This window comes from Nocardia sp. NPDC050378 (assembly GCF_040655675.1).
In the GTDB taxonomy this organism is placed as follows: Bacteria; Actinomycetota; Actinomycetes; order Mycobacteriales; family Mycobacteriaceae; genus Nocardia; species Nocardia coubleae.
Window position 1 is genome coordinate 237,939 of sequence record NZ_JBFAKI010000005.1, and the last position, 20,239, is coordinate 258,177.

The window sequence follows — 20,239 nt, forward strand, 5'->3', positions numbered from 1 at the left end:
TGGGAAATAATGGGTCTCGAAGAGAAACTGCCCAGCGGGTTCCTGCTGAGCACCGTGGAGGATTTCGCCGGATACCTGCGTAAAGGGTCGCTGTGGCCGGCCACCTTCGGACTGGCTTGCTGCGCGATCGAGATGATGGCCACCGGCGCCGGACGATTCGACATCGCCCGCTTCGGCATGGAAGCCTTCCGCGCCTCGCCCCGCCAGGCCGATCTGATGATCGTCGCCGGCCGGGTGAGCCAGAAGATGGCACCGGTCCTGCGCCAGGTCTACGACCAGATGACCGAACCCAAATGGGTGCTGGCCATGGGTGTCTGCGCGTCCTCGGGCGGAATGTTCAACAACTACGCCATCGTGCAGGGCGTCGACCACGTGGTCCCGGTCGACATCTACCTGCCCGGCTGCCCACCCCGACCGGAAATGCTGCTCAACGCCATCCTCGCGTTGCACGCCAAGATCGCCGAGATGCCGATGGGCGTCAACCGCGAGGAAGCGATCCGCGCCGCCGAACAGGCCGCGCTCGCCAGCACCCCGACCATCCGCATGGAGGGCCTGCTGCGATGACCTTCGACTCCCCCGACAACACCGACAACACTGCGGGGCAGGGCATTCCGGAGGAAACCCCGGAAGCGCCCAAGCATCGCAAACCGGCCGATGACGAGGTGATCGGCACCCGCCACGGCATGTTCGGCGTGCACGGCACCGGCGACACATCCGGCTACGGCGGCCTGGTCACCCCGGTCGTGCTGCCCGGCGGCACGCCACCCCCGTACGGCGGCTGGTTCGACGCCTTCGTCGGCACCCTGCGCGCCGCCCTCACCCATCGCGTCATCGCCTTCGACACCGTCATCGAGAAGATCGTCGTCTTCCGCGGCGAACTCACCCTGCACGTGCGCCGCGAACACCTCGTCGACGTGGCGAGCGCCCTGCGCGACGACAGCTCGCTGCGCTTCGAACTGTGCCTCGGCGTGAGCGGCGTGCACTACCCCGACGAAATCGGGCGCGAACTGCACGCGGTGTACCACCTGATGTCGATCACCCACAGCCGCCGGGTTCGCCTCGAGGTCTCGGTCCCCGACGCCGACCCGCACATCCCGTCGCTGTTCTCGGTGTATCCGACCGTCGACTGGCACGAACGCGAAACCTACGACTTCTTCGGCATCCTCTTCGACGGGCACCCCTCGCTCACCCGCATCACCATGCCCGACGACTGGCGCGGCCACCCGCAGCGCAAGGACTACCCGCTCGGCGGGATCCCGGTGGAGTACAAGGGCGCGCGCATACCGCCGCCCGACGAGCGGAGGACCTACAGCTGATGACCGACACCGATTTCCGCCGTGACGAACCACGGGTCGTCACCGTGGCGGGCCAGGACTGGGACCAGGTCGGCGAGGTGCTCGACGGTGCCGGTGAGGAACGCATCGTCGTCAACATGGGCCCCCAGCACCCCTCCACGCACGGGGTGTTGCGCCTGATCCTCGAGATCGAGGGCGAAACCGTCACCGAGGCCCGCTGCGGCATCGGCTACCTGCACACCGGGATCGAGAAGAACCTGGAATTCCGCAACTGGACCCAGGGCGTCACCTTCGTGACCCGGATGGACTACCTGTCCCCGTTCTTCAACGAGACCGCCTACTGCCTCGGCGTGGAGAAACTGCTCGACATCACCGAGCAGATCCCCGAACGCGCCACCGTGGTCCGCGTGCTGCTGATGGAGCTCAACCGCATCTCCTCGCACCTGGTGGCCCTGGCCACCGGCGGTATGGAACTGGGGGCGCTCACCCCGATGCTGTTCGGTTTCCGCGAACGCGAACTCATCCTCGACGTCTTCGAAACCATCACCGGTCTGCGGATGAACCACGCCTTCATCCGTCCCGGCGGTCTCGCCCAGGACCTGCCCGACGACGGTGTCACCAAGGTACGCGAGCTCCTGGACATCATGCCGGGCCGGTTGCGCGATATGGAACACCTGCTCAGCGCCAACCCGATCTGGAAGAAGCGCACCCAGGACATCGGCTACCTCGACCTCACCGGCTGCATGGCCCTCGGCATCACCGGCCCCGTGCTCCGGGCCACCGGCCTGCCCCACGACCTGCGCAAATCCGATCCGTACTGCGGCTACGAGAACTACGAGTTCGACATCCCGACCACCACCGGCTGCGACTGCTACGGCCGCTACCTCATCCGCGTGGCCGAGATGCGTGAGTCGCTCAAGATCGTCGAACAGTGCCTCGACCGCCTGCGTCCCGGCCCGGTGATGATCGACGACAAGAAGATCGCCTGGCCCGCCGACCTGAAACTGGGCCCCGACGGACTCGGCAACTCCCCCGAACACATCGGCAAGATCATGGGCACCTCCATGGAATCGCTGATCCACCACTTCAAGATCGTCACCGAGGGCATCAGAGTGCCTGCCGGGCAAGTGTATTCGGCTGTCGAGTCGCCACGCGGCGAACTCGGCGTGCACATGGTCAGCGACGGCAGCACCCGCCCCTACCGGGTGCACTACCGCGACCCCTCGTTCACCAACCTGCAGGCGGTCGCCGCGATGTGCGAGGGCGGCATGGTCGCCGACGTCATCGCCTCCGTCGCCAGCATCGACCCCGTCATGGGAGGGGTAGACCGATGACCGAAAAGCCCGCGAGCCCAACGGTTCTGCTGAATCTCACCGTCCGGCCAGAGCCGTATCCGCCGCATATTCGCCAGCGTCTCGAACTCGACGCCAAGGACATCATCACCCGCTACCCGCACCCACGTTCGGCCCTGCTGCCATTGTTGCATCTGGTGCAAGCCGAGGACGGATATGTTACCGGCACCGGGATCGACTTCTGCGCCGAGCAATTAGGGCTCACCGGCGCCGAGGTCACCGCGGTCGCCACCTTCTACTCGATGTACCGGCGCACCCCCACCGGCGACTACCACGTGGGCGTGTGCACCAACACGCTGTGCGCGGTGCTCGGCGGCGACGCGATCTACGAAGCACTGCAGCAACATCTGGGTATCGGCCACGGTCAGACGACCCCCGACGGCGCCGTCACCCTCGAACACATCGAGTGCAACGCCGCCTGCGACTACGCGCCGGTGATGATGGTGAACTGGGAGTTCTTCGACAACCAGACCCCCGAGTCGGCCATCGAGATCACCGACGCGCTGCGTGCCGGTCATCAGGTGCGGCCCAGTCGTGGCGCTCCGCTGTGCACGTTCCGGGAAACCGCGCGAATCCTCGCCGGTTTCCCCGACGAACGACCGGGTGTCCTCGATGGCACTCCCGGTGAACCCACGCTGGCGGGATTGCGCATCGCCGACGGTGCGGCCTCGGCTTCTGAAACCGGTTTCCCGGCAGCGGATTCCGGTGACGGCGAGGGCGCGCGATGACAACGCTCACCCCGGTACTGAGCCGACACTGGGATCGACCGCAGTCCTGGACGCTCGACACCTATTCCAGCACCGGCGGATACGAAGGTCTGCGGGCCGCACTGCGGATGCGGCCCGACGACGTCATCCAAACGGTCAAGGACGCGGGCCTGCGCGGCCGCGGCGGCGCCGGTTTCCCCACCGGGATGAAGTGGTCGTTCATCCCGCAGGGCCCAGGCCCCGACGGTACGACCAAACCGCACTACCTCGTCGTCAACGCCGACGAATCCGAACCCGGCACCTGCAAAGACATCCCGCTCATGCTGGCCACCCCGCACACCCTGATCGAAGGGGTGGTGATCGCCGCCTACGCCATCCGGGCGAACACGGCCTTCATCTACGTGCGTGGTGAGGTGGTCCCGGTGCTGCGCCGCCTGCAGGCCGCCGTCGCCGAGGCCTACGCGGCGGGATTCCTCGGCAACGACATCCTCGGCTCGGGCTTCGACCTGGAACTGATCGTGCACGCCGGCGCGGGCGCCTACATCTGCGGCGAGGAGACCGCCCTGCTCGATTCGCTCGAAGGACGCCGCGGCCAGCCACGGCTACGGCCACCATTCCCCGCCGTCGCCGGTCTCTACGCCTGCCCGACGGTGGTCAACAATGTGGAATCCATCGCGTCGGTGCCCTCGATCCTGCGTAACGGCACCGATTGGTTCCGGTCGATGGGCAGCGAGAAATCGCCCGGCTTCACCCTGTACTCGCTCTCGGGCCACGTCGCCCGCCCCGGCCAGTACGAGGCACCGCTCGGCATCACCCTGCGCGAACTGCTCGACTACGCCGGCGGTGTACGCGCCGGGCACACCCTGAAGTTCTGGACACCCGGTGGTTCCTCGACACCGCTGTTCACCGCCGAGCACCTCGATGTCGCCCTCGACTACGAAGGTGTCGCCGCCGCCGGGTCCATGCTTGGCACCAAGGCATTACAGATCTTCGACGACACCACCTGTGTGGTGCGGGCGGTGCTGCGCTGGACCGAGTTCTACGCCCACGAGTCCTGCGGCAAATGCACACCGTGTCGCGAAGGCACCTACTGGCTTGTGCAACTGCTGCACCGGCTCGAGGCCGGTCAGGGCACCGAGGCCGACCTCGACAAGCTCGCCGACATCGCCGACAACATCAACGGCAAATCGTTCTGCGCGCTCGGTGACGGCGCGGCCAGCCCGATCTTCTCCTCGCTGAAGTACTTCCGCGAGGAATACCTCGAGCATCAACGTCGCGGCGGCTGCCCGTTCGACCCGGCCCGCGCCACGGCATGGGCCTCAGGAAAGGCGACCCGATGACAGCGATCGCACCCGGCAACAACTCCGGGGTGGTGCCCGCCGACCTGGTGAGCGTCACCATCGACGACACCACCATCCAGGTCCCCGCGGGCACCCTGGTGATCCGCGCGGCCGAGCTGATCGGCGTGCAGATCCCCCGCTTCTGCGACCACCCACTGCTCGACCCCGTCGGTGCCTGCCGCCAGTGCATCGTCGAGGTCGAAGGCCAGCGCAAACCGGTGGCCTCCTGCACGATCCCCGTCACCGACGGCATGGTGGTGCGCACCCAGCTCAGCTCCCCGGTCGCCGAGAAGGCCCAACGCGGGGTGATGGAACTGCTGCTGATCAACCACCCCCTGGATTGCCCGGTGTGCGACAAGGGCGGCGAATGCCCATTGCAGAACCAGGCCATGTCCACCGGCAGCGCCGAGTCCCGCTTCGAGGGTGCGAAACGCACCTACCCGAAGCCCATTCCGCTGTCGTCGGCGGTGCTGCTGGACCGGGAACGGTGCGTGCTGTGCGCCCGGTGCACCCGGTTCTCCCAGCAGGTGGCCGGTGACCCGTTCATCGAACTGATGGATCGCGGTGCGCTGCAACAGGTCGGCATCGCCCAGGCCGAACCGCTCGACTCGTACTTCTCCGGCAACACCGTGCAGATCTGCCCGGTCGGCGCGCTCACCGGCACCTCCTACCGGTTCCGTGCCCGCCCCTTCGACCTGGTCTCCACACCCAGTGTGTGCGAGCACTGCGCGTCGGGTTGCGCGCAACGCACCGATCACCGGCGCGGAAAAGTGTTGCGGCGCTTGGCCGGTGACGACCCACAGGTCAACGAGGAATGGAACTGCGACAAGGGCCGCTGGGCCTTCGCCTACGCCACCGAACGTGACCGCCTCACCACCCCACTGGTGCGTGGCTGGGACGGCGTGCTCGCCCCCGCCTCCTGGCCCCAGGCCCTCGCCGCCGCCGCGACCGGATTGCACGCCGCCATCGGCAACGCCGGTGTGCTGGTCGGTGGGCGCGTCACCGAGGAAGAGGCCTACGCCTACAGCAAGTTCGCGCGAATGGTGCTGTCCACCAACGACATCGACTTCCGGGCGCGTGTGCACTCCGAGGAGGAGGAACGATTCCTCGCCGCGTGCGTCGCCGGGCGGGGCATCGACGTGGACTACACCACGTTGAGCAAAGCACCCGTGGTGCTACTCGTCGGTTTCGAACCCGAAGAGGAATCACCGATCGTCTACCTGCGCCTGCGCAAGGCGGTGCGCAACCGAGGTCTGCGGGTGGTGTCGTTGGCGCCGTTCGCTTCTCGCGGGCTCGAACGACTCTCCGGTGCACTCATCCAGACCCCGCCGTGCGCCGAGGCCGAGGTCCTCGACGCCGTGCGCGGCGAAACCTCGCCGGACGCGGCCGAACTCATGAACCTGCTGCGTACCCCTGGCGCGGTCGTCATGGCGGGCGAACGGCTCGCGGGCAGCCCGGGCGCGTTGTCGTCGGTGCTCCGGTTGGCCGAGGCCACCGGCGCCTGCCTCGCCTGGGTGCCGCGCCGGGCCGGTGAACGCGGAGCGCTCGAAGCAGGCACATTGCCCAGTCTGCTGCCCGGTGGCAGGCCCGTCGTCGATCCGACCGCGCGCCAGCAGATTCGCCACCGCTGGCAGAGTGGCGAACTGCCCGCCGACCCCGGGCGCGACACCTCGGCGATCCTCGCGGGCGCGGCCCAGTTCGGCGCACTGGTGATCGGCGGCGTGGATCCCGCCGACCTGCCCGACCCCGCCGCGGCCCTGGCCGCGATCGACGCCGCCCGGTTCGTGGTGAGCCTCGAACAACGCCACAGCAGCGTCACCGAACGCGCCGACGTCGTGTTCCCCGTCGCCACCGTCGTCGAGAAGACGGGCACCTTCCGCACCTGGGAAGGTAGGCCACGCCCGTTCGCGGCCGCACCGCTCGACACCACACGCCGCGTCGCCGCACCTCTGTCGGACCTGCGCGTATTGAATTCCCTGGCCGCCGAAATGGGTGTCCCGATCGCGCTGCCCGACGCCGCCGCGGCTCGGGCCGAACTCGACGCTCTCGGGGCTTGGAGCGGTGAGCCGATCGCCGCCCCCGACTTCTCGAGCCGGACCAGGCCCACCCCCGGTCCCGGCACGGCGGTGCTGGCCGGGTGGCGGATGCTGCTCGACGCCGGTCGCCTGCAGGACGGCGAACCGAACCTCGCCGGTGTCGCGCGTCCACCGGTCGCCCGGCTCTCGGCCGCCACCGCCGCCGAGATCGAAGCCGACGAGGCCGACCACATCATCATCGCCACCGACAGGGGCGAGATCACCGTGCCGCTGATGATCGCCGACCTGCCCGACCGGGTGGTGTGGCTGCCGCTGCACTCACCTGGCTGCACGGTCGGTACCACCCTCGGTGTGACGCCCGGCGCCGTGGTGCGCCTGCGCCGCGCCGACGACAGGATGAAGGAACACCGCCATGAGTGATCGTGTGCTACTCCTCGCGGCCGACGCCGGGCCGGTCTTCGGCACCGACCCGCTGTGGCTTGTCGTGGTCAAGGCGCTGGCGGTGTTCGTCTACCTGATGCTCGTGCCGCTGGTCGCGGTGTACGCCGAACGCAAGGTCGTCGCCTGGATGCAGATGCGGGTCGGCCCCAACCGGGTCGGCCCGGGCGGCATATTCCAGTCGATCGCCGACGGCGTGAAGATGGCGCTCAAGGAAGACATCATCCCCGCCATCGTCGACAAACCGATCTACGTGCTCGCGCCGATCATCTCGGTGATCCCGGCATTCATGGCGTTCGCGGTGATTCCGTTCGGCCCGGAGGTGTCGATCTTCGGCACCCGCACCGCGCTGCAACTCACCGACATGCCCGTCGGCGTGCTCTACATCCTGGCCATCACCTCCATCGGCGTGTACGGCATCGTGCTGGCCGGCTGGTCGTCGAACTCGACGTATCCGCTGCTCGGCGGGCTGCGTTCGACCGCGCAGGTGATCTCCTACGAGATCGCGATGGCACTGACCTTCGCCACGGTGTTCCTGCTCTCGGGCACCATGGCGACCTCCGGCATCGTCACCGCCCAGGAGGGCACCTGGTATGTCTTCCTGTTGCTGCCGTCATTCCTGATCTACTGCGTGGCGATGGTCGGTGAGACCAACCGGGCACCGTTCGACCTGCCCGAAGCCGAGGGTGAGCTCGTCGGTGGTTTCCACACCGAGTACTCCTCGCTGAAGTTCGCGATGTTCATGCTCGCCGAATACGTCAACATGGCAACGGTTTCCGCGCTCGCCACCACCCTGTTCCTCGGCGGTTGGCGCGCACCGTTCCCGATCAGCCTGTGGGAGGGCGCCAACTCCGGGTGGTGGCCGGTGCTGTGGTTCACCGCCAAGGTGTGGACGTTCCTGTTCGTGTTCGTCTGGTTGCGCGGCACCCTGCCCCGCCTGCGCTACGACCAGTTCATGAACCTCGGCTGGAAGCTGCTCATCCCCACCTCGCTCGTGTGGGTCATGGTCGTGGCCGGTGCACGGGTGCTCGACATCGAGGGCATTCCCGGGCAGACACCCATCCTGGTCGGCACCGGCATCGTCGTCACCATCGGACTGATCGGCATGTTCGTGCGAGCGGGCCGCACGAAGGGGCTGCCGCCCCTGCCAGAGGAACCCGCGAGCTCGCCCGTATTCCTCGGCTTCCCGATACCGCCGATCCCCCCGCGCACCGCCGACGCCGAACCGCGGATCGGTCTGCTCGATCCCTTCGCCGGGTTCGCCGTCACCGGGGCGACCATGTTCAAGAAGCCCAACACCGAGTTCTACCCGGAACAGAAAGTGCCGACCGCGCCGCGCTATCACGGTCGCCACCAGCTCAACCGCTACGCCGACGGCCTCGAGAAGTGCATCGGCTGCGAGCTGTGCGCCTGGGCGTGCCCAGCCGACGCCATCTACGTCGAAGGCGGCGACAACACCGAGGACGAACGTTTCTCCCCCGGTGAACGCTACGGGCGCGTGTATCAGATCAACTACCTGCGCTGCATCGGCTGCGGCCTGTGCATCGAGGCCTGCCCCACCCGGGCGCTCACCATGACCAACGAGTACGAACTCACCGACGACAACCGCGCGGACCTGATCTACGAGAAGGACCGGCTGCTGGCACCGATGGAGCCCGGCATGGTCGCTCCGCCGCACGCGATGGCGCCCGGCACCGACGCCGCCGACTACTACCTCGGTCGCGTCGGACCCGCGGCGTCCGAAGAGGAGGTCCTGCGATGACCACCCTGCTGGCCGCCGACATCGCCGCCACCTCCACCGGGGAAGCCGTGCTGTTCTGGGTGCTCGCCCCTATCGCCGTGCTCGGCGCGGTCGGCATGGTGACCGCGGCCAAGGCGGTGCACTCGGCACTGTGCCTGGCCGCGACCATGATCGCGCTCGCCGTGTTCTACATCGCCCAGGACGCCCTGTTCCTCGGTGTCGTGCAGATCGTGGTGTACACGGGCGCGGTGATGATGCTGTTCCTGTTCGTGCTGATGCTCGTCGGTGTCGACTCGGCCGAATCCCTGCGCGAAACCCTGCGCGGGCAACGTATCGCCGCCGCGATCGTCGGCCTCGGATTCGGGTTCCTGCTCATCGGCGGCATCGGGTCGGCGCTGGGTGGAGACGGAACCCGCTTCGCGGGCAACGGTTTCGGTGAGCGCGATGTGATCGCCGAACTGGCCGAACTGATCTTCCTGCGCTACGTCTGGGCATTCGAACTCACCGGGGCGCTGCTCATCACCGCCACGATCGGTGCCATGGTGCTGGCACACCGCGAACATTTCACGCCGCGCCGCGGTCAGCGCGAGATGTCACGTGACCGTTTCCGCACCGGCGGTGAACGCGCCACCCCGCAGCCGACACCGGGCGTCTTCGCCCGGCACAACGCCGTCGACAGCCCGGCCCTGCTGCCCGACGGCTCCTACGCCGAACACTCGGTGAGCACCATCCTGCGCCACCGCCGCACCCGCGCCCACGAAGAAGCGCTGTTCCTGGCGGCGGGCGCGGCACGCGGCGACAACCCGACGGCCGACGAGGAAGGCAAGCGGTGAACCCCCAGAACTACCTGTTCCTGTCCGCGCTGTTGTTCACCATCGGCGCCGCCGGAGTCCTGTTGCGGCGCAACGCGATCGTGGTGTTCATGTGCGTGGAGCTCATGCTCAACGCGGTGAACCTGGCCTTCGTCACCTTCGCCCGGCTGCACAGCGACCTCGACGGTCAGGTGATCGCCTTTTTCACCATGGTCGTGGCCGCCGCCGAGGTCGTCGTCGGGCTGGCGATCATCATGACGATCTTCCGTGCCCGCCGGTCGACCTCGGTCGACGCCGCCAACCTCCTGAAGTTCTGACATGGGTACCGCAACGTTGTGGCTGCTGCCCGCGATCCCCCTCCTCGGCGCGATCGTCCTGCTGTTGCTCGGGCGCCGCGCCGACGGCTGGGGGCACTACCTCGGTACCGCCGCCGCGCTCGGTTCGTTCGTCGTCGCGTTCGTCGCGTTCGTCGCCATGCTCGGTCGCGCCGACGCCGACCGTGCCCAGCATCTGGAACTGTTCACCTGGGTGCCGGTGGCGCAGATGCAGGTCGGGTTCGGGCTGCAACTCGATCAGCTGTCGATCTGCTTCGCGCTGCTCATCACCGGCGTCGGCTCCCTGATCCACCTCTATTCGATCGGCTACATGAGCCACGATCCGGGCAGGCGCCGCTTCTTCGGCTACCTCAACCTGTTCCTGGCCGCCATGCTGGTACTCGTCCTGGCCGACAACTTCCTCGTGCTGTACCTGGGCTGGGAAGGTGTGGGTCTGGCGTCGTACCTGCTGATCGGGTTCTGGTACGAGAAGCCCTCCGCCGCAACGGCCGCCAAGAAGGCATTCGTGGTGAACCGAGTCGGTGACATGGGTCTTGCCATCGCCATGATGGTCATGTTCGCGACTTTCGGTTCCTTCGACTTCCGGACGGTGTTCGCGGCCGCACCGGGCGCGAGCGAGGGCACGCTCACCGTGATCGGGTTGATGTTGCTGCTCGCCGCGTGCGGTAAATCCGCGCAGGTGCCGCTGCAGTCCTGGCTCGGTGACGCGATGGAAGGCCCGACCCCGGTGTCGGCGCTCATCCACGCCGCCACCATGGTCACCGCCGGTGTGTACCTGATCGCGCGCGCCAACCCGATCTACGATCTGGCCCCCGGCGCGCAGGCAGCGGTGCTCGCAGTCGGCGCGGTGACGTTGCTGTTCGGCGCGATCATCGGCTGCGCCAAGGACGACATCAAGAAGGCGCTGGCCGCCTCGACGATGAGCCAGATCGGCTACATGATCCTCGCCGTCGGTCTCGGCCCCGCCGGCTACGCGTTCGCGATCATGCACCTGCTCACCCACGGCTTCTTCAAAGCCGGGTTGTTTCTCGGCGCCGGATCGGTGATGCACGCGATGAACGACGAAACCGACATGCGCCGCTACGGCGGACTTCGCACCCTGATGCCGATCACCTTCGTCACCTTCGGGCTCGGCTACCTGGCGATCATCGGCGTGCCACCTCTGTCGGGCTTCTTCTCCAAGGACAAGATCATCGAGGCCGCCTTCGACCACGGCGGCACCACCGGTGTCCTGCTCGGGGTGGTCACCCTGCTCGGCGCCGGGCTCACCGCGTTCTACATGACCCGGGTCATGCTGATGACGTTCTTCGGTGAACGCCGTTGGAAACCCGACACCCACCCGCACGAATCACCCGCGGTGATGACCGGGCCGATGATCCTGCTCGCCCTCGGATCCGTGTTCGCCGGTGGACTGTTCGTGTGGGGCTCGTCGCTGGTGCACTGGCTCGAACCCGTCGTCGGCTCGCACCACGCCGAACCCGTCGTCCCGCCCATCGTCGTCACCGGGCTCGCGTTGACGGTGGTCGCGATCGGTGTCGCCGTGGCCTACCGCAAGTACGCCGAGTCGACCGTTCCCGAGGTCGCGCCGGAGCCGGTCACCGTGCTCACTCGCGCCGCACGCAAGGACCTCTACGGTGATGCCGTCAACGAAGCGGCGTTCGAACGTCCCGGCCGCTATCTCACCCGGGCGCTGGTATTCGTCGACGCCAAGGGTGTCGACGGGATCGTCAACGGGACGGCCGCCGCCATCGGCGGGTTGTCCGCCCGAGCCCGGCGCGTGCAAACAGGTTTCGTCCGCTCGTATGCCCTGTCCATGTTCACCGGCGCGGCCCTGGTGGCCGCTGCCCTGCTCGCGGTGAGGTTCTGGTGAACTCGTTTCCCTGGCTGACGACGCTCTGGCTCGCCCCCGCGATCGGTGCCGTCGCGGTGCTCGCGGTCCCCGCCGCCCAGCGCACCCTGGCCCGCGCGCTCGCGTTCACGGTGTCGTTCGGTGTGCTCGTGCTCGCCGTCGTGCTCGCGGTGAATTTCCGGCCCGGCGGTGAGCAGTACCAATTCGTCGAATCCCACGAATGGATCCCGGCGTTCGGCGTGGGTTACACCCTCGGCCTCGACGGCATCGCCACCGCCCTGGTACTGCTCACCGCGCTGCTCGTGCCGCTGCTGATCCTGGCGGGCTGGAACGACGACAGCGGTGACGGCCGCAAGAACGCCCACCTGTACATGGCGTTGATGCTGCTGGTCGAGTCGATGGTGCTGATCTCGTTCCTCGCCCTCGATATCCTGCTGTTCTACATCTTCTTCGAAGCCATGCTGATCCCGATGTACTTCCTCATCGGTGGCTTCGGCGCCCGCACCACCGACGCCGCCGTGCGCGCGCAACGCTCGCGCGCGGCGGTGAAGTTCCTGCTGTACAACCTGTTCGGTGGGTTGATCATGCTGGCGGCGGTGATCGGGTTGTACGTGCTCACCGCCCGCGCCGGCCTCGGTCAGGGCTCGGCGGGCACCTTCGATCTGCGGGTGGTGGTCGAGGCGGCCAACAACGGCGAACTCGGCGGTAGTACGGCGGTCTTGAACGCCCTGTTCCTCGGGTTCATGTTCGCCTTCGCGGTGAAGGCTCCCCTGTGGCCGCTGCACACCTGGCTGCCCGACGCCGCCGTGTCGGCCACCCCGTCGGGCGCGGTGCTGATGATGGCGGTGGTCGACAAGGTCGGCACCTTCGGCATGTTGCGCTACTGCCTGCTGTTGTTCCCCCTGGCCTCCGACACCTTCGCTCCGCTCGTCATCACCCTCGCGGTGATCGGTGTGCTCTACGGTGCGCTGCTCGCGATCGGGCAGACCGACGTGATGCGCCTGATCGCCTACACCTCCATCTCGCACTTCGGGTTCATCATCCTCGGCATCTTCGCCATGACCTCCCAGGCGCAGTCCGGTGCCACGCTGTACATGGTGAACCACGGATTGTCCACGGCCGCATTGTTTCTCATCGCCGGATTCCTCGTCAGCCGCCGCGGCAGCCGGATGATCGCCGATTTCGGCGGCGTGCAGAAAGTGGCCCCCGTGCTGGCGGGCACGTTCTTCATCGCCGGATTGGCGACCTTGTCGTTGCCCGGACTCGCTCCGTTCGTCAGCGAATTCCTGGTTCTGGTCGGCACATTCAGCCGATACGAGGTGGCCGCGGTGGTGGCGACCGGTGCGCTGGTCCTGGCCGCGATCTACGTGCTGTGGCTCTACCAGCGACTGATGACCGGTCCGGTGCGCGCGGGCAACGAGAACCTGCGCGATCTGGTGCCGCGTGAACTCGCCGTGGTCGTTCCGCTGCTCGTCGCCCTGCTGGTGCTCGGCCTGTACCCGAAGCCGATGCTCGATCTGGTGAATCCCGCAGTGGGGCAGACCTTGTCGACCATCGGTAAACAGGATCCGGCGCCGACGGTCCCCGCTCCCGAAGCAGCCCCCACCGGCGGACACAAATGAGGACGGACTCCGTGACCATCAACGAGCTCGCGGCCCCGCTGACCGCGCCGAGCATCGAATACCACCTGCTCGCACCGATGCTGATCGTATTCGGCGTCGGCGTCGTCGGTGTGCTGGTCGAGGCGTTCGCGCCCCGCGCGTACCGGTACGGCACACACGTGGTGCTCGGCATCGCCGGTGTGGTCGCCGCGCTGGTCACCGTGGTGCTACTCGCCGGCACCGAGGCCACCGCAGTGGTCGGTGCCGTCGCGATCGACGGCGTCACCTTGTTTCTGCAGGGCACCATTCTAGTGATCGGGCTGCTCGGGTTGCTGCTGATCGCCGAACGCGGTGCGGTGCGGCGGGTGCGCAGCGGGCCGGGCACCTGGAGCCGGGCCGCCGCCGCCCTCGAACGCGGCGTCGACGCCTTCACCCCGCAGGCATCGTCGGTGCCGGGCAGCGCCAACGAGCTCGCCGCCGTGCGGGCGGGCGTCTCGACCACCGAGGTCTTCCCGCTGACCATGCTCGCCCTGGGCGGGTTGCTGCTGTTTCCCGCGTCCAACGATCTGCTCACCATGTTCGTGGCGCTCGAGGTGCTGTCGCTGCCGCTGTATCTGCTGTGCGGACTCGCCCGGCGCAGGCGGTTGCTGTCACAGGAAGCGGCACTGAAGTACTTCCTGCTCGGTGCCTTCTCCTCGGCGTTCTTCCTCTACGGTGTCGCCTTGCTCTACGGGCAGACCGGCACCGTTTCGCTGCCGGAAATCGGTGCGGCACTGGACAAGCAGGGCGACGACGCCACTCTCGCCCTGCTCGGTATCGCGATGCTCGCGGTGGGACTGCTGTTCAAGATCGGTGCCGTGCCGTTCCAGGCGTGGGTGCCCGACGTGTATCAGGGCGCACCGACCCCGATCACCGCGTTCATGGCGGCCGCGACCAAGATCGCCGCGGTCGGGGCGACCATGCGGGTGCTGATGGTGGGAACCGGTGCGCTCAGCGATGATTGGCGGCCCGTGCTCGCCGCCGTCGCGGTGGCGACGATGGTGGTCGGCGCGGTCATGGCGGTCACTCAGACCGATGTGAAGCGGATGCTCGCCTACTCCTCCATCGCGCACGCCGGGTTCCTGCTCGTCGGCATGACCGCCGCCGATTCCGCGGGCCTGGCGGCGGTGATGTTCTATCTGCTGGCCTACGGTCTCGGCACCGTCGGTGCGTTCGCGGTGGTCAGTCTGGTGCGCGACGGTTCCGGCGACGAGGCGACCGCCATGTCGCAGTGGGCCGGTCTCGGTAAGCAGTCCCCCTGGCTGGCCTCGGTTTTCGCGCTACTGCTGCTGTCGTTCGCCGGGCTTCCGTTGACCAGCGGATTCGTCAGCAAGTTCGCGGTATTCGCCGCCGCATCCGGTGCCGACTACATCTTCCTGGTCATCATCGGTGTCGTGTGCAGCGCCATCGCGGCGTTCTTCTACGTCCGCGTCATCGTGCTGATGTTCTTCACCGATCCGCCCGCCGACGCCCCGACCGCGACCTCGCCGTTCGCGACCGTCCTCGTCGTCGCCTTCACCGCGGGCGCGACCGTGCTCCTCGGCCTGTTCCCCCAGCCCGTTCTCGACCTGGCAGAACGGGCGGCCCACTTCATCCAGTAGCGATCAGTTAGGACGCGGCGCGTACATGATGATCGCGACGCCGAGCAGGCAGACGGCTGCCCCGATCACGTCCCAGCGGTCGGGGCGGAAGCCGTCCACTGCCATGCCCCACAGCAGGGATCCGGCCACGAACACCCCACCGTAGGCGGCCAGGATCCGCCCGAAATCGGCGTCGGGCTGCAGTGTGGCGACGAAACCGTAGAGGCCGAGGGCGATGACCCCGGCGCCGATCCAGGCCACGCCCTTGTGTTCGCGCACGCCCTGCCAGACCAACCAGGCGCCGCCGATCTCGGCAACGGCGGCCAGCGCGAACAGCAGGACAGAGCGCAAGACGGTCATCGGCGCGCATCCTGAATTCCGGCCGCGATCCGCGACGGTGGCGAGGTTGCGGCGAATGCGAGCCGGCCGGTCAGCGCAGAGCTCACCCGGTCGCCCCGATCGCGGCCAGGGCGCGTGCGGCGAAGGCGTCGAGTACCTCGACGTGGTTCGCCGGAACACCGACTCGCATCATCAAGCCCTCCTCTTCGACAGTGAAGTCGAAGGTGAAGAACGAGCAGCAGCGGCTCTCACGCTCGGAGAGTTCGCGCGCCACCACCTCGGCACCCGGATCGAGGAGCACTTCGAGCCGCGTCCGATCGGGACGCCTGGTTGTGCGTGCGGAGCTGCGGAACAGCCGGTCGAATTCGGCGACCCGGGTCGGTTGCTCCGCCGTGGGCAGGGTGCAGGCCGGAGACACCCAATCGCCCTGATCTGGTTGAAGCTGCATTCTTCGACGGTAACCCTGCACCTCGGTATCGGATACACCCTTCGCCGGGTGCCGCGAGTGGCGGATCAGCCGCAGAGCCCGCTGGTGATCCAGGCGCCCATGTTCGTGGCGGTCGGGGTGCCGGTGTAGGAGTAGGTGAAGGCGCGGCCCGCGGTGGTGGCCCCCGCGAGAGCGCTGAAGCCGCGGACGTTGCCGTTATGGCCGATGAAGCGTGTGCCGCACGGGAGTTGGGTGTAACCGATGCCGAGTCCGTAGGACATGCCGTTGCCTTCGCCCATGTCGACGCCGTCGAGCATGTCGCGCAATTGGGCAGGCGGAACCACCTGGCCCGACATCAGTGCGAGGTAGAAACGGTTGAGGTCGGCGCCGGTACTGACCAGGGCGCCCGAGGCCCACGGCAGAGACGGTTCCATGAGGGTTTCGTCGGTGACGTTTCCGTCGACCGTGGTGTAGCCGGACAGATGGGGTCGGCGCAGACCGGTTTCGCCGGTGGCGGGCAGATAGGTGTGTGTCAGGCCGAGCGGGATGAGGATGCGGTCGGCGAGCTCGGCGATGTATGCGCGACCGGTGACAGCCTCGATCAGCATCCCCGCCACCACGTAGTTGGTGTTGTTGTATTGGAAGCGGGTACCGGGAGCCGACTCGGCGGGTGACTGCAGGATGATCGCCATCTCCTCCTCCGGTGTGAAGGTACGACCGACGACGGCCGCCTGATGCTCCGTCAGTTCGAACGAACGCGGAACCGGCAATCCGCTGCGGTGACCGAGGAGCTGACGAACCGTGATCGCCTGCCCGTCCACGCCGTCACCACGAAGCAAACCCGGCAGGTACTTCTCCACCGGCGCGTCCAGCCCCACCCGCCCCTCGGCGACCAACTGCAACACCACCACCGCCGTGAACGTCTTGGTAATGCTGCCGACCCGCACGTAGTGCGGTCGATCATCAGGAATCGGTGCGTCCTCGGCAAGGTCGGCGACCCCGGCGCTCATCACTGCCGTCGCACCGTTGTCGGTCAGGGTGGCGACGACGCCGACAGCTCCGGACCGCACCAATCCGGCAAGGTCGGCCCGCGCCGAGTCCAGTCGTGCGGGCGCGACGGCGGGCGCCTCAGCGGAGCTCGGAGTACAGCTCGTCAGCAATAAGGCGATGGTGCAGATCGGCAGGATCAACGTACGTGTCAGCATGAGCAGACAGTAGAAAGCCCTGGTACACAGGCACATTGGACTGCGGTACTACCTACTGTCAGACTGCCGTACTCCCCGGGGAGGTGTCAGCAGGCGGTATAGACGAAGACCCTTCGCACGTCCCGGCCACCGTCGTGAACGACAACGACAACGTAGCGTCGCGGGTCGCGGTAGCAGCGATGTCGTACCCGGCGGATACGGTGGGCGGCATGAAGGGTAAGGGGACGAGATCTTCGGCGCCGACATGATTCCCGGCACCCGCCTCGCCGAAATGAGGGGGTTCTTCGACCGGCTCAGCAACCAGATGCGGAGCAGCGATCTCACCGAAGCCAGCACCGACGACGCGCTGGCCGTTCTCGCGGCCCTCGCTCACTCACGCTGCCCGAAAGTCTTCCGCCCTCGACAGGTCCCGCGATCGCACCGCCACCACCCTGAACACGCTTCGAACCCATCCGGGCATCGCCGATCCACTGACTCTGCCGGCCGTCGCACCGATACCTACACGCTCACCACGAGACCTGATCGCTCGAGCCCGAGGCAGCGTGCGGCGCAGGAGGAGACGCGGGCACCGTCAACGGGCTGCCGGGTGAGCAACCGTGCTCAGGGCTCGTCGAGCACTTCTTGCAGCCGGGCGGCGAAAGTGGCTGGTTCGTTGACGAATCCGGTGTGGTCGCCAGGGAACAGGACCGGGTCGACGCCGAGCGCCGAGGCCAGTCGGCGGGAGGTGCGGTCGCAGAGCTGGTCGGTGGAGTCGGTGCCGATACCGACGATCACGCGGGTGGGGATCGTGCGGAGCAGGGGCGGATCGGGCACCCATGCGGTGGTGTGGCGCAGTTCGTGGGTGAGCCAGTAGCGTTCGCTCGCCACTTGGCGTGGGTCGCGATCGGCGCCGAACATCTGCTCGAGGACCGGGTCGGGAATCGGAATGTCGGCTTGGGCGAAGAACTTCCGCCACGCGCCGAGTACATCGCCGTCGGTGTAGGTGGCGATGATGTCGTCGGTGCGGGCCCGCTGAGCGTCGGCGTCGGGGAGCAGTTCGCGCAGCGGGGGCTCGTGGGCGACGACCGTGGTGACCAGGTCGGGGTGGTTCTGGGCCAGGGCGAGCGCGGACACGGCGCCGCCGCTGGAACCGAACACCACCGCCGGGCCCGCGTCGAGATGGGTGACGAGCCGGGCCAGGTCGTCGGCGCGGGCCGCGACGGTGGAGTCCTGATCCGGGTCGTTCAGGGCGCTGGCGTTGTGGCCGCGCGGGTCGGTGGTGAGGACCGTGTTGGTGGTGGCGAGCTGCTCGGCCAGCGGGGCGAACGCGGCGGCGTTCATCGGTGCGCCGACGAGCACCATCAGTGGTCCCGATCCCCTGACCTCGTAGTACAAACGGGCATCAGGCACCACGAGGGTGCCGGTGGTGACGGCGGAACTGGCGGTCATGAGCCTCTCCCGGATCTCGGCCTACAGGTAGCACCCATATAGACGGTGCCCACCGCCAGAACTCATCGCTGTCCGCGAAAAGTTTTTCGCCCCGGGATATTCGCAGGTCAGCGCACCGAACTCAGTTGTAGGACTTGGCGACCCCGTCGAGTAGGTTTTCCAGCGTCTCGTACGCGGGCACGTCGACCACGTCGATCAGGTCGGCGGGAACCGGCACCTTGCGTTCGGCGGCCACGGCGGTGAACTGCGCGTTGTCACCCGTGCGGAAACCGTGTTCGGCGGCGAGACGGCGCAGTTCGGCGTTCTCGATGAGCAGTTTGCCGATACGGTCGCCGGTATCGGTGAACGGGACCAGCGTGTGGCTCGAGAGCACGGTCGGTGTCGGATAGGTGAGAACCATGTCGTCGGTGATGCGTCCCTGCCCCGCCGCCTCGACGAACTGGGCCTCGTAGATGCACACCATCGGTGTCGGGCCCATCCCGTTGGTCAGGTACTGGGTGAAGGGCCCTTCGCTGCTGTTGTCGGTGTAGCCCTGGGCGAGGAACAGTTTCGACAGCGTCGGCAGCACATGCTGTTCGGCGGTGCCGCCGCGCACGATGGTGTGATCGTTGGCCACATAGCCGGCGATGGCCATGTACATCGCGGCAGAGTTCGAGGTACGCGGGTCGGTGGTGGAGACCAAGATGTTCTTGGCCACCGGATAGGTCGTGTTGCCGGGCAGGTCGTCCCACTGCACGCCCTGGGCGGTGAGCTCGAGGTAGCGCTGCATGTCGAAGGTCGCGACGGGGCCGGGCTTGATCACGCCTGCCGCGGTGAGCAGGTCGGCGATCGGCCGGTAGGTGGCGATCGCGATCGGCGAGGAGAACGGCGTGTACCCGGCGGTCACGTTGCGCAATCGCTGAATGCGTTCGGCGGCGGGCTTGCTCGACGGAAACGCGAAATCGAAGCTGTCGAGGTTCACCTCGGTGGCGATCTGGCGCGATCCCGCGGGCTGCACCTCCACCCGGATCCCGTTGTCGGTGAGTACCTGCACGACCCGCTCGTCGGCGAAGAACGACATCTTCTCCGACCCGACGACACCGCGCACCACGGTGACCGCGCCGACCGGTGCGGCGGCGGGGCTTTCGGCGCTGCTCGGCCACAGTGTCATCCCGGTGGCCACGATCGCCACCGCCCCGACCGCACCGACCGACAGCGAAATGAGCTTCCGCCTGCTCACCGACGGCGCGGCGGGCGGGTCCTTCTCGACGGCGACCGGTTCGGTCGGCTGCTCGGTGGCGGCAGTGCGCGCGGTCGGCGCGGGTACGCGCACGGTCGGGTCGGAGTCGGCGAGTTCGTTGCGCACGATTCGTTCCACCAGGATCGGCACGAACTCACGGATCGGCTTGCCCTCGAAGCGGGTGTGCGCGGCGCCGACGGCCGAGGTCACCTGCTCGACGGGAACATTGTCCGACAGATCTTCGACCAGGCTTTCGGTCATGCGCCGCATGGCCTGCTTCTCACGTTCGACGGCATCGGCAGCTACGCCGGGGATTACGCGCGACACCACAATTCTCCTGGTCATACTTCGGGGCTGCGGACGCGGCGCGCGGCGACCTGCGCACGCCGCGGGCCACGCTACCGGCGCGCAGCACAGTTGCCCCAGCTGTGAACGGCCCGGCACGCAGAGTTCAGCACCCGCTCCGTTTCCGGCAACGTCATGTTGTCCGGATGTT

The 20,239-nt window shown here is 67.6% G+C and carries 17 protein-coding genes and 1 pseudogene; 13 read left to right on the forward strand and 5 right to left on the reverse strand.

Annotated features, from left to right (window positions below; genetic code table 11):
- Positions 1-9: 9 nt before the first annotated feature.
- The 13 genes and pseudogenes from AB0I35_RS13785 (at position 10) to nuoN (ending at position 15,146) form a co-directional block, all read left to right on the forward strand.
- Positions 10-564: an NADH-quinone oxidoreductase subunit B gene (locus AB0I35_RS13785; protein WP_067489943.1), complete on the forward strand. Its 555-nt coding sequence runs from the start codon at positions 10-12 to the stop codon at positions 562-564.
- On the forward strand, positions 561-1,316 hold the full coding sequence (locus tag AB0I35_RS13790; protein WP_357396202.1) for an NADH-quinone oxidoreductase subunit C: 756 nt from the start codon (positions 561-563) through the stop codon (positions 1,314-1,316). The genes AB0I35_RS13785 and AB0I35_RS13790 overlap by 4 nt, the downstream gene beginning before the upstream one ends.
- A complete protein-coding gene (nuoD, locus tag AB0I35_RS13795) occupies positions 1,316-2,629 on the forward strand; it encodes an NADH dehydrogenase (quinone) subunit D (RefSeq protein ID WP_067489941.1) in 1,314 nt (437 codons plus the stop codon). The genes AB0I35_RS13790 and nuoD overlap by 1 nt, the downstream gene beginning before the upstream one ends.
- Complete coding sequence (gene nuoE / locus AB0I35_RS13800; RefSeq protein ID WP_357396204.1) at positions 2,626-3,375, forward strand: NADH-quinone oxidoreductase subunit NuoE; 750 nt, start codon at positions 2,626-2,628, stop codon at positions 3,373-3,375. Before nuoD ends, nuoE begins: the two co-directional genes overlap by 4 nt.
- A complete protein-coding gene (nuoF, locus tag AB0I35_RS13805) occupies positions 3,372-4,694 on the forward strand; it encodes an NADH-quinone oxidoreductase subunit NuoF (protein WP_357396205.1) in 1,323 nt (440 codons plus the stop codon). Before nuoE ends, nuoF begins: the two co-directional genes overlap by 4 nt.
- Positions 4,691-7,150, forward strand: coding sequence for an NADH-quinone oxidoreductase subunit G (locus AB0I35_RS13810; protein ID WP_357396207.1), 2,460 nt, complete (start codon positions 4,691-4,693; stop codon positions 7,148-7,150). Before nuoF ends, AB0I35_RS13810 begins: the two co-directional genes overlap by 4 nt.
- Positions 7,143-8,387, forward strand: a pseudogene (gene nuoH / locus AB0I35_RS13815) (NADH-quinone oxidoreductase subunit NuoH); the annotation flags it as partial. The gene AB0I35_RS13810 and the pseudogene nuoH, both read left to right, overlap by 8 nt.
- Before the next feature lie 12 nt (positions 8,388-8,399).
- On the forward strand, positions 8,400-8,930 hold the full coding sequence (gene nuoI, locus AB0I35_RS13820; protein WP_279537589.1) for an NADH-quinone oxidoreductase subunit NuoI: 531 nt from the start codon (positions 8,400-8,402) through the stop codon (positions 8,928-8,930).
- Positions 8,927-9,742, forward strand: coding sequence for an NADH-quinone oxidoreductase subunit J (locus AB0I35_RS13825; protein ID WP_357396209.1), 816 nt, complete (start codon positions 8,927-8,929; stop codon positions 9,740-9,742). Before nuoI ends, AB0I35_RS13825 begins: the two co-directional genes overlap by 4 nt.
- On the forward strand, positions 9,739-10,038 hold the full coding sequence (nuoK, locus tag AB0I35_RS13830) for an NADH-quinone oxidoreductase subunit NuoK (protein ID WP_067489925.1): 300 nt from the start codon (positions 9,739-9,741) through the stop codon (positions 10,036-10,038). The genes AB0I35_RS13825 and nuoK overlap by 4 nt, the downstream gene beginning before the upstream one ends.
- A 1-nt stretch (position 10,039) precedes the next feature.
- Positions 10,040-11,926, forward strand: coding sequence for an NADH-quinone oxidoreductase subunit L (nuoL, locus tag AB0I35_RS13835; RefSeq protein ID WP_357396210.1), 1,887 nt, complete (start codon positions 10,040-10,042; stop codon positions 11,924-11,926).
- Positions 11,923-13,527, forward strand: coding sequence for an NADH-quinone oxidoreductase subunit M (locus tag AB0I35_RS13840; protein WP_357396212.1), 1,605 nt, complete (start codon positions 11,923-11,925; stop codon positions 13,525-13,527). Before nuoL ends, AB0I35_RS13840 begins: the two co-directional genes overlap by 4 nt.
- Complete coding sequence (gene nuoN / locus AB0I35_RS13845) at positions 13,524-15,146, forward strand: NADH-quinone oxidoreductase subunit NuoN (protein WP_357396213.1); 1,623 nt, start codon at positions 13,524-13,526, stop codon at positions 15,144-15,146. The genes AB0I35_RS13840 and nuoN overlap by 4 nt, the downstream gene beginning before the upstream one ends.
- Before the next feature lie 3 nt (positions 15,147-15,149).
- Here the strand turns inward: nuoN and AB0I35_RS13850 are convergent, their stop codons facing one another.
- The 5 genes from AB0I35_RS13850 to AB0I35_RS13870 all read right to left on the reverse strand — a co-directional run bounded on the left by AB0I35_RS13850 (position 15,150) and on the right by AB0I35_RS13870 (position 20,070).
- Entirely contained in the window at positions 15,150-15,485 is a 336-nt protein-coding gene (locus tag AB0I35_RS13850) for a YnfA family protein (protein WP_357396215.1), read from the reverse strand.
- An 82-nt stretch (positions 15,486-15,567) separates the two neighbouring features.
- Complete coding sequence (locus tag AB0I35_RS13855) at positions 15,568-15,912, reverse strand: hypothetical protein (RefSeq protein ID WP_357396216.1); 345 nt, start codon at positions 15,910-15,912, stop codon at positions 15,568-15,570.
- Positions 15,913-15,977: 65 nt separating this feature from the next.
- Positions 15,978-17,096, reverse strand: coding sequence for a serine hydrolase domain-containing protein (locus AB0I35_RS13860; RefSeq protein WP_357396217.1), 1,119 nt, complete (start codon positions 17,094-17,096; stop codon positions 15,978-15,980).
- A 600-nt stretch (positions 17,097-17,696) separates the two neighbouring features.
- Positions 17,697-18,524, reverse strand: coding sequence for an alpha/beta hydrolase (locus tag AB0I35_RS13865; RefSeq protein ID WP_357396219.1), 828 nt, complete (start codon positions 18,522-18,524; stop codon positions 17,697-17,699).
- A gap of 121 nt (positions 18,525-18,645) precedes the next feature.
- Entirely contained in the window at positions 18,646-20,070 is a 1,425-nt protein-coding gene (locus AB0I35_RS13870) for a three-helix bundle dimerization domain-containing protein (protein ID WP_357396220.1), read from the reverse strand.
- Between the last annotated feature and the right edge of the window lie 169 nt (positions 20,071-20,239).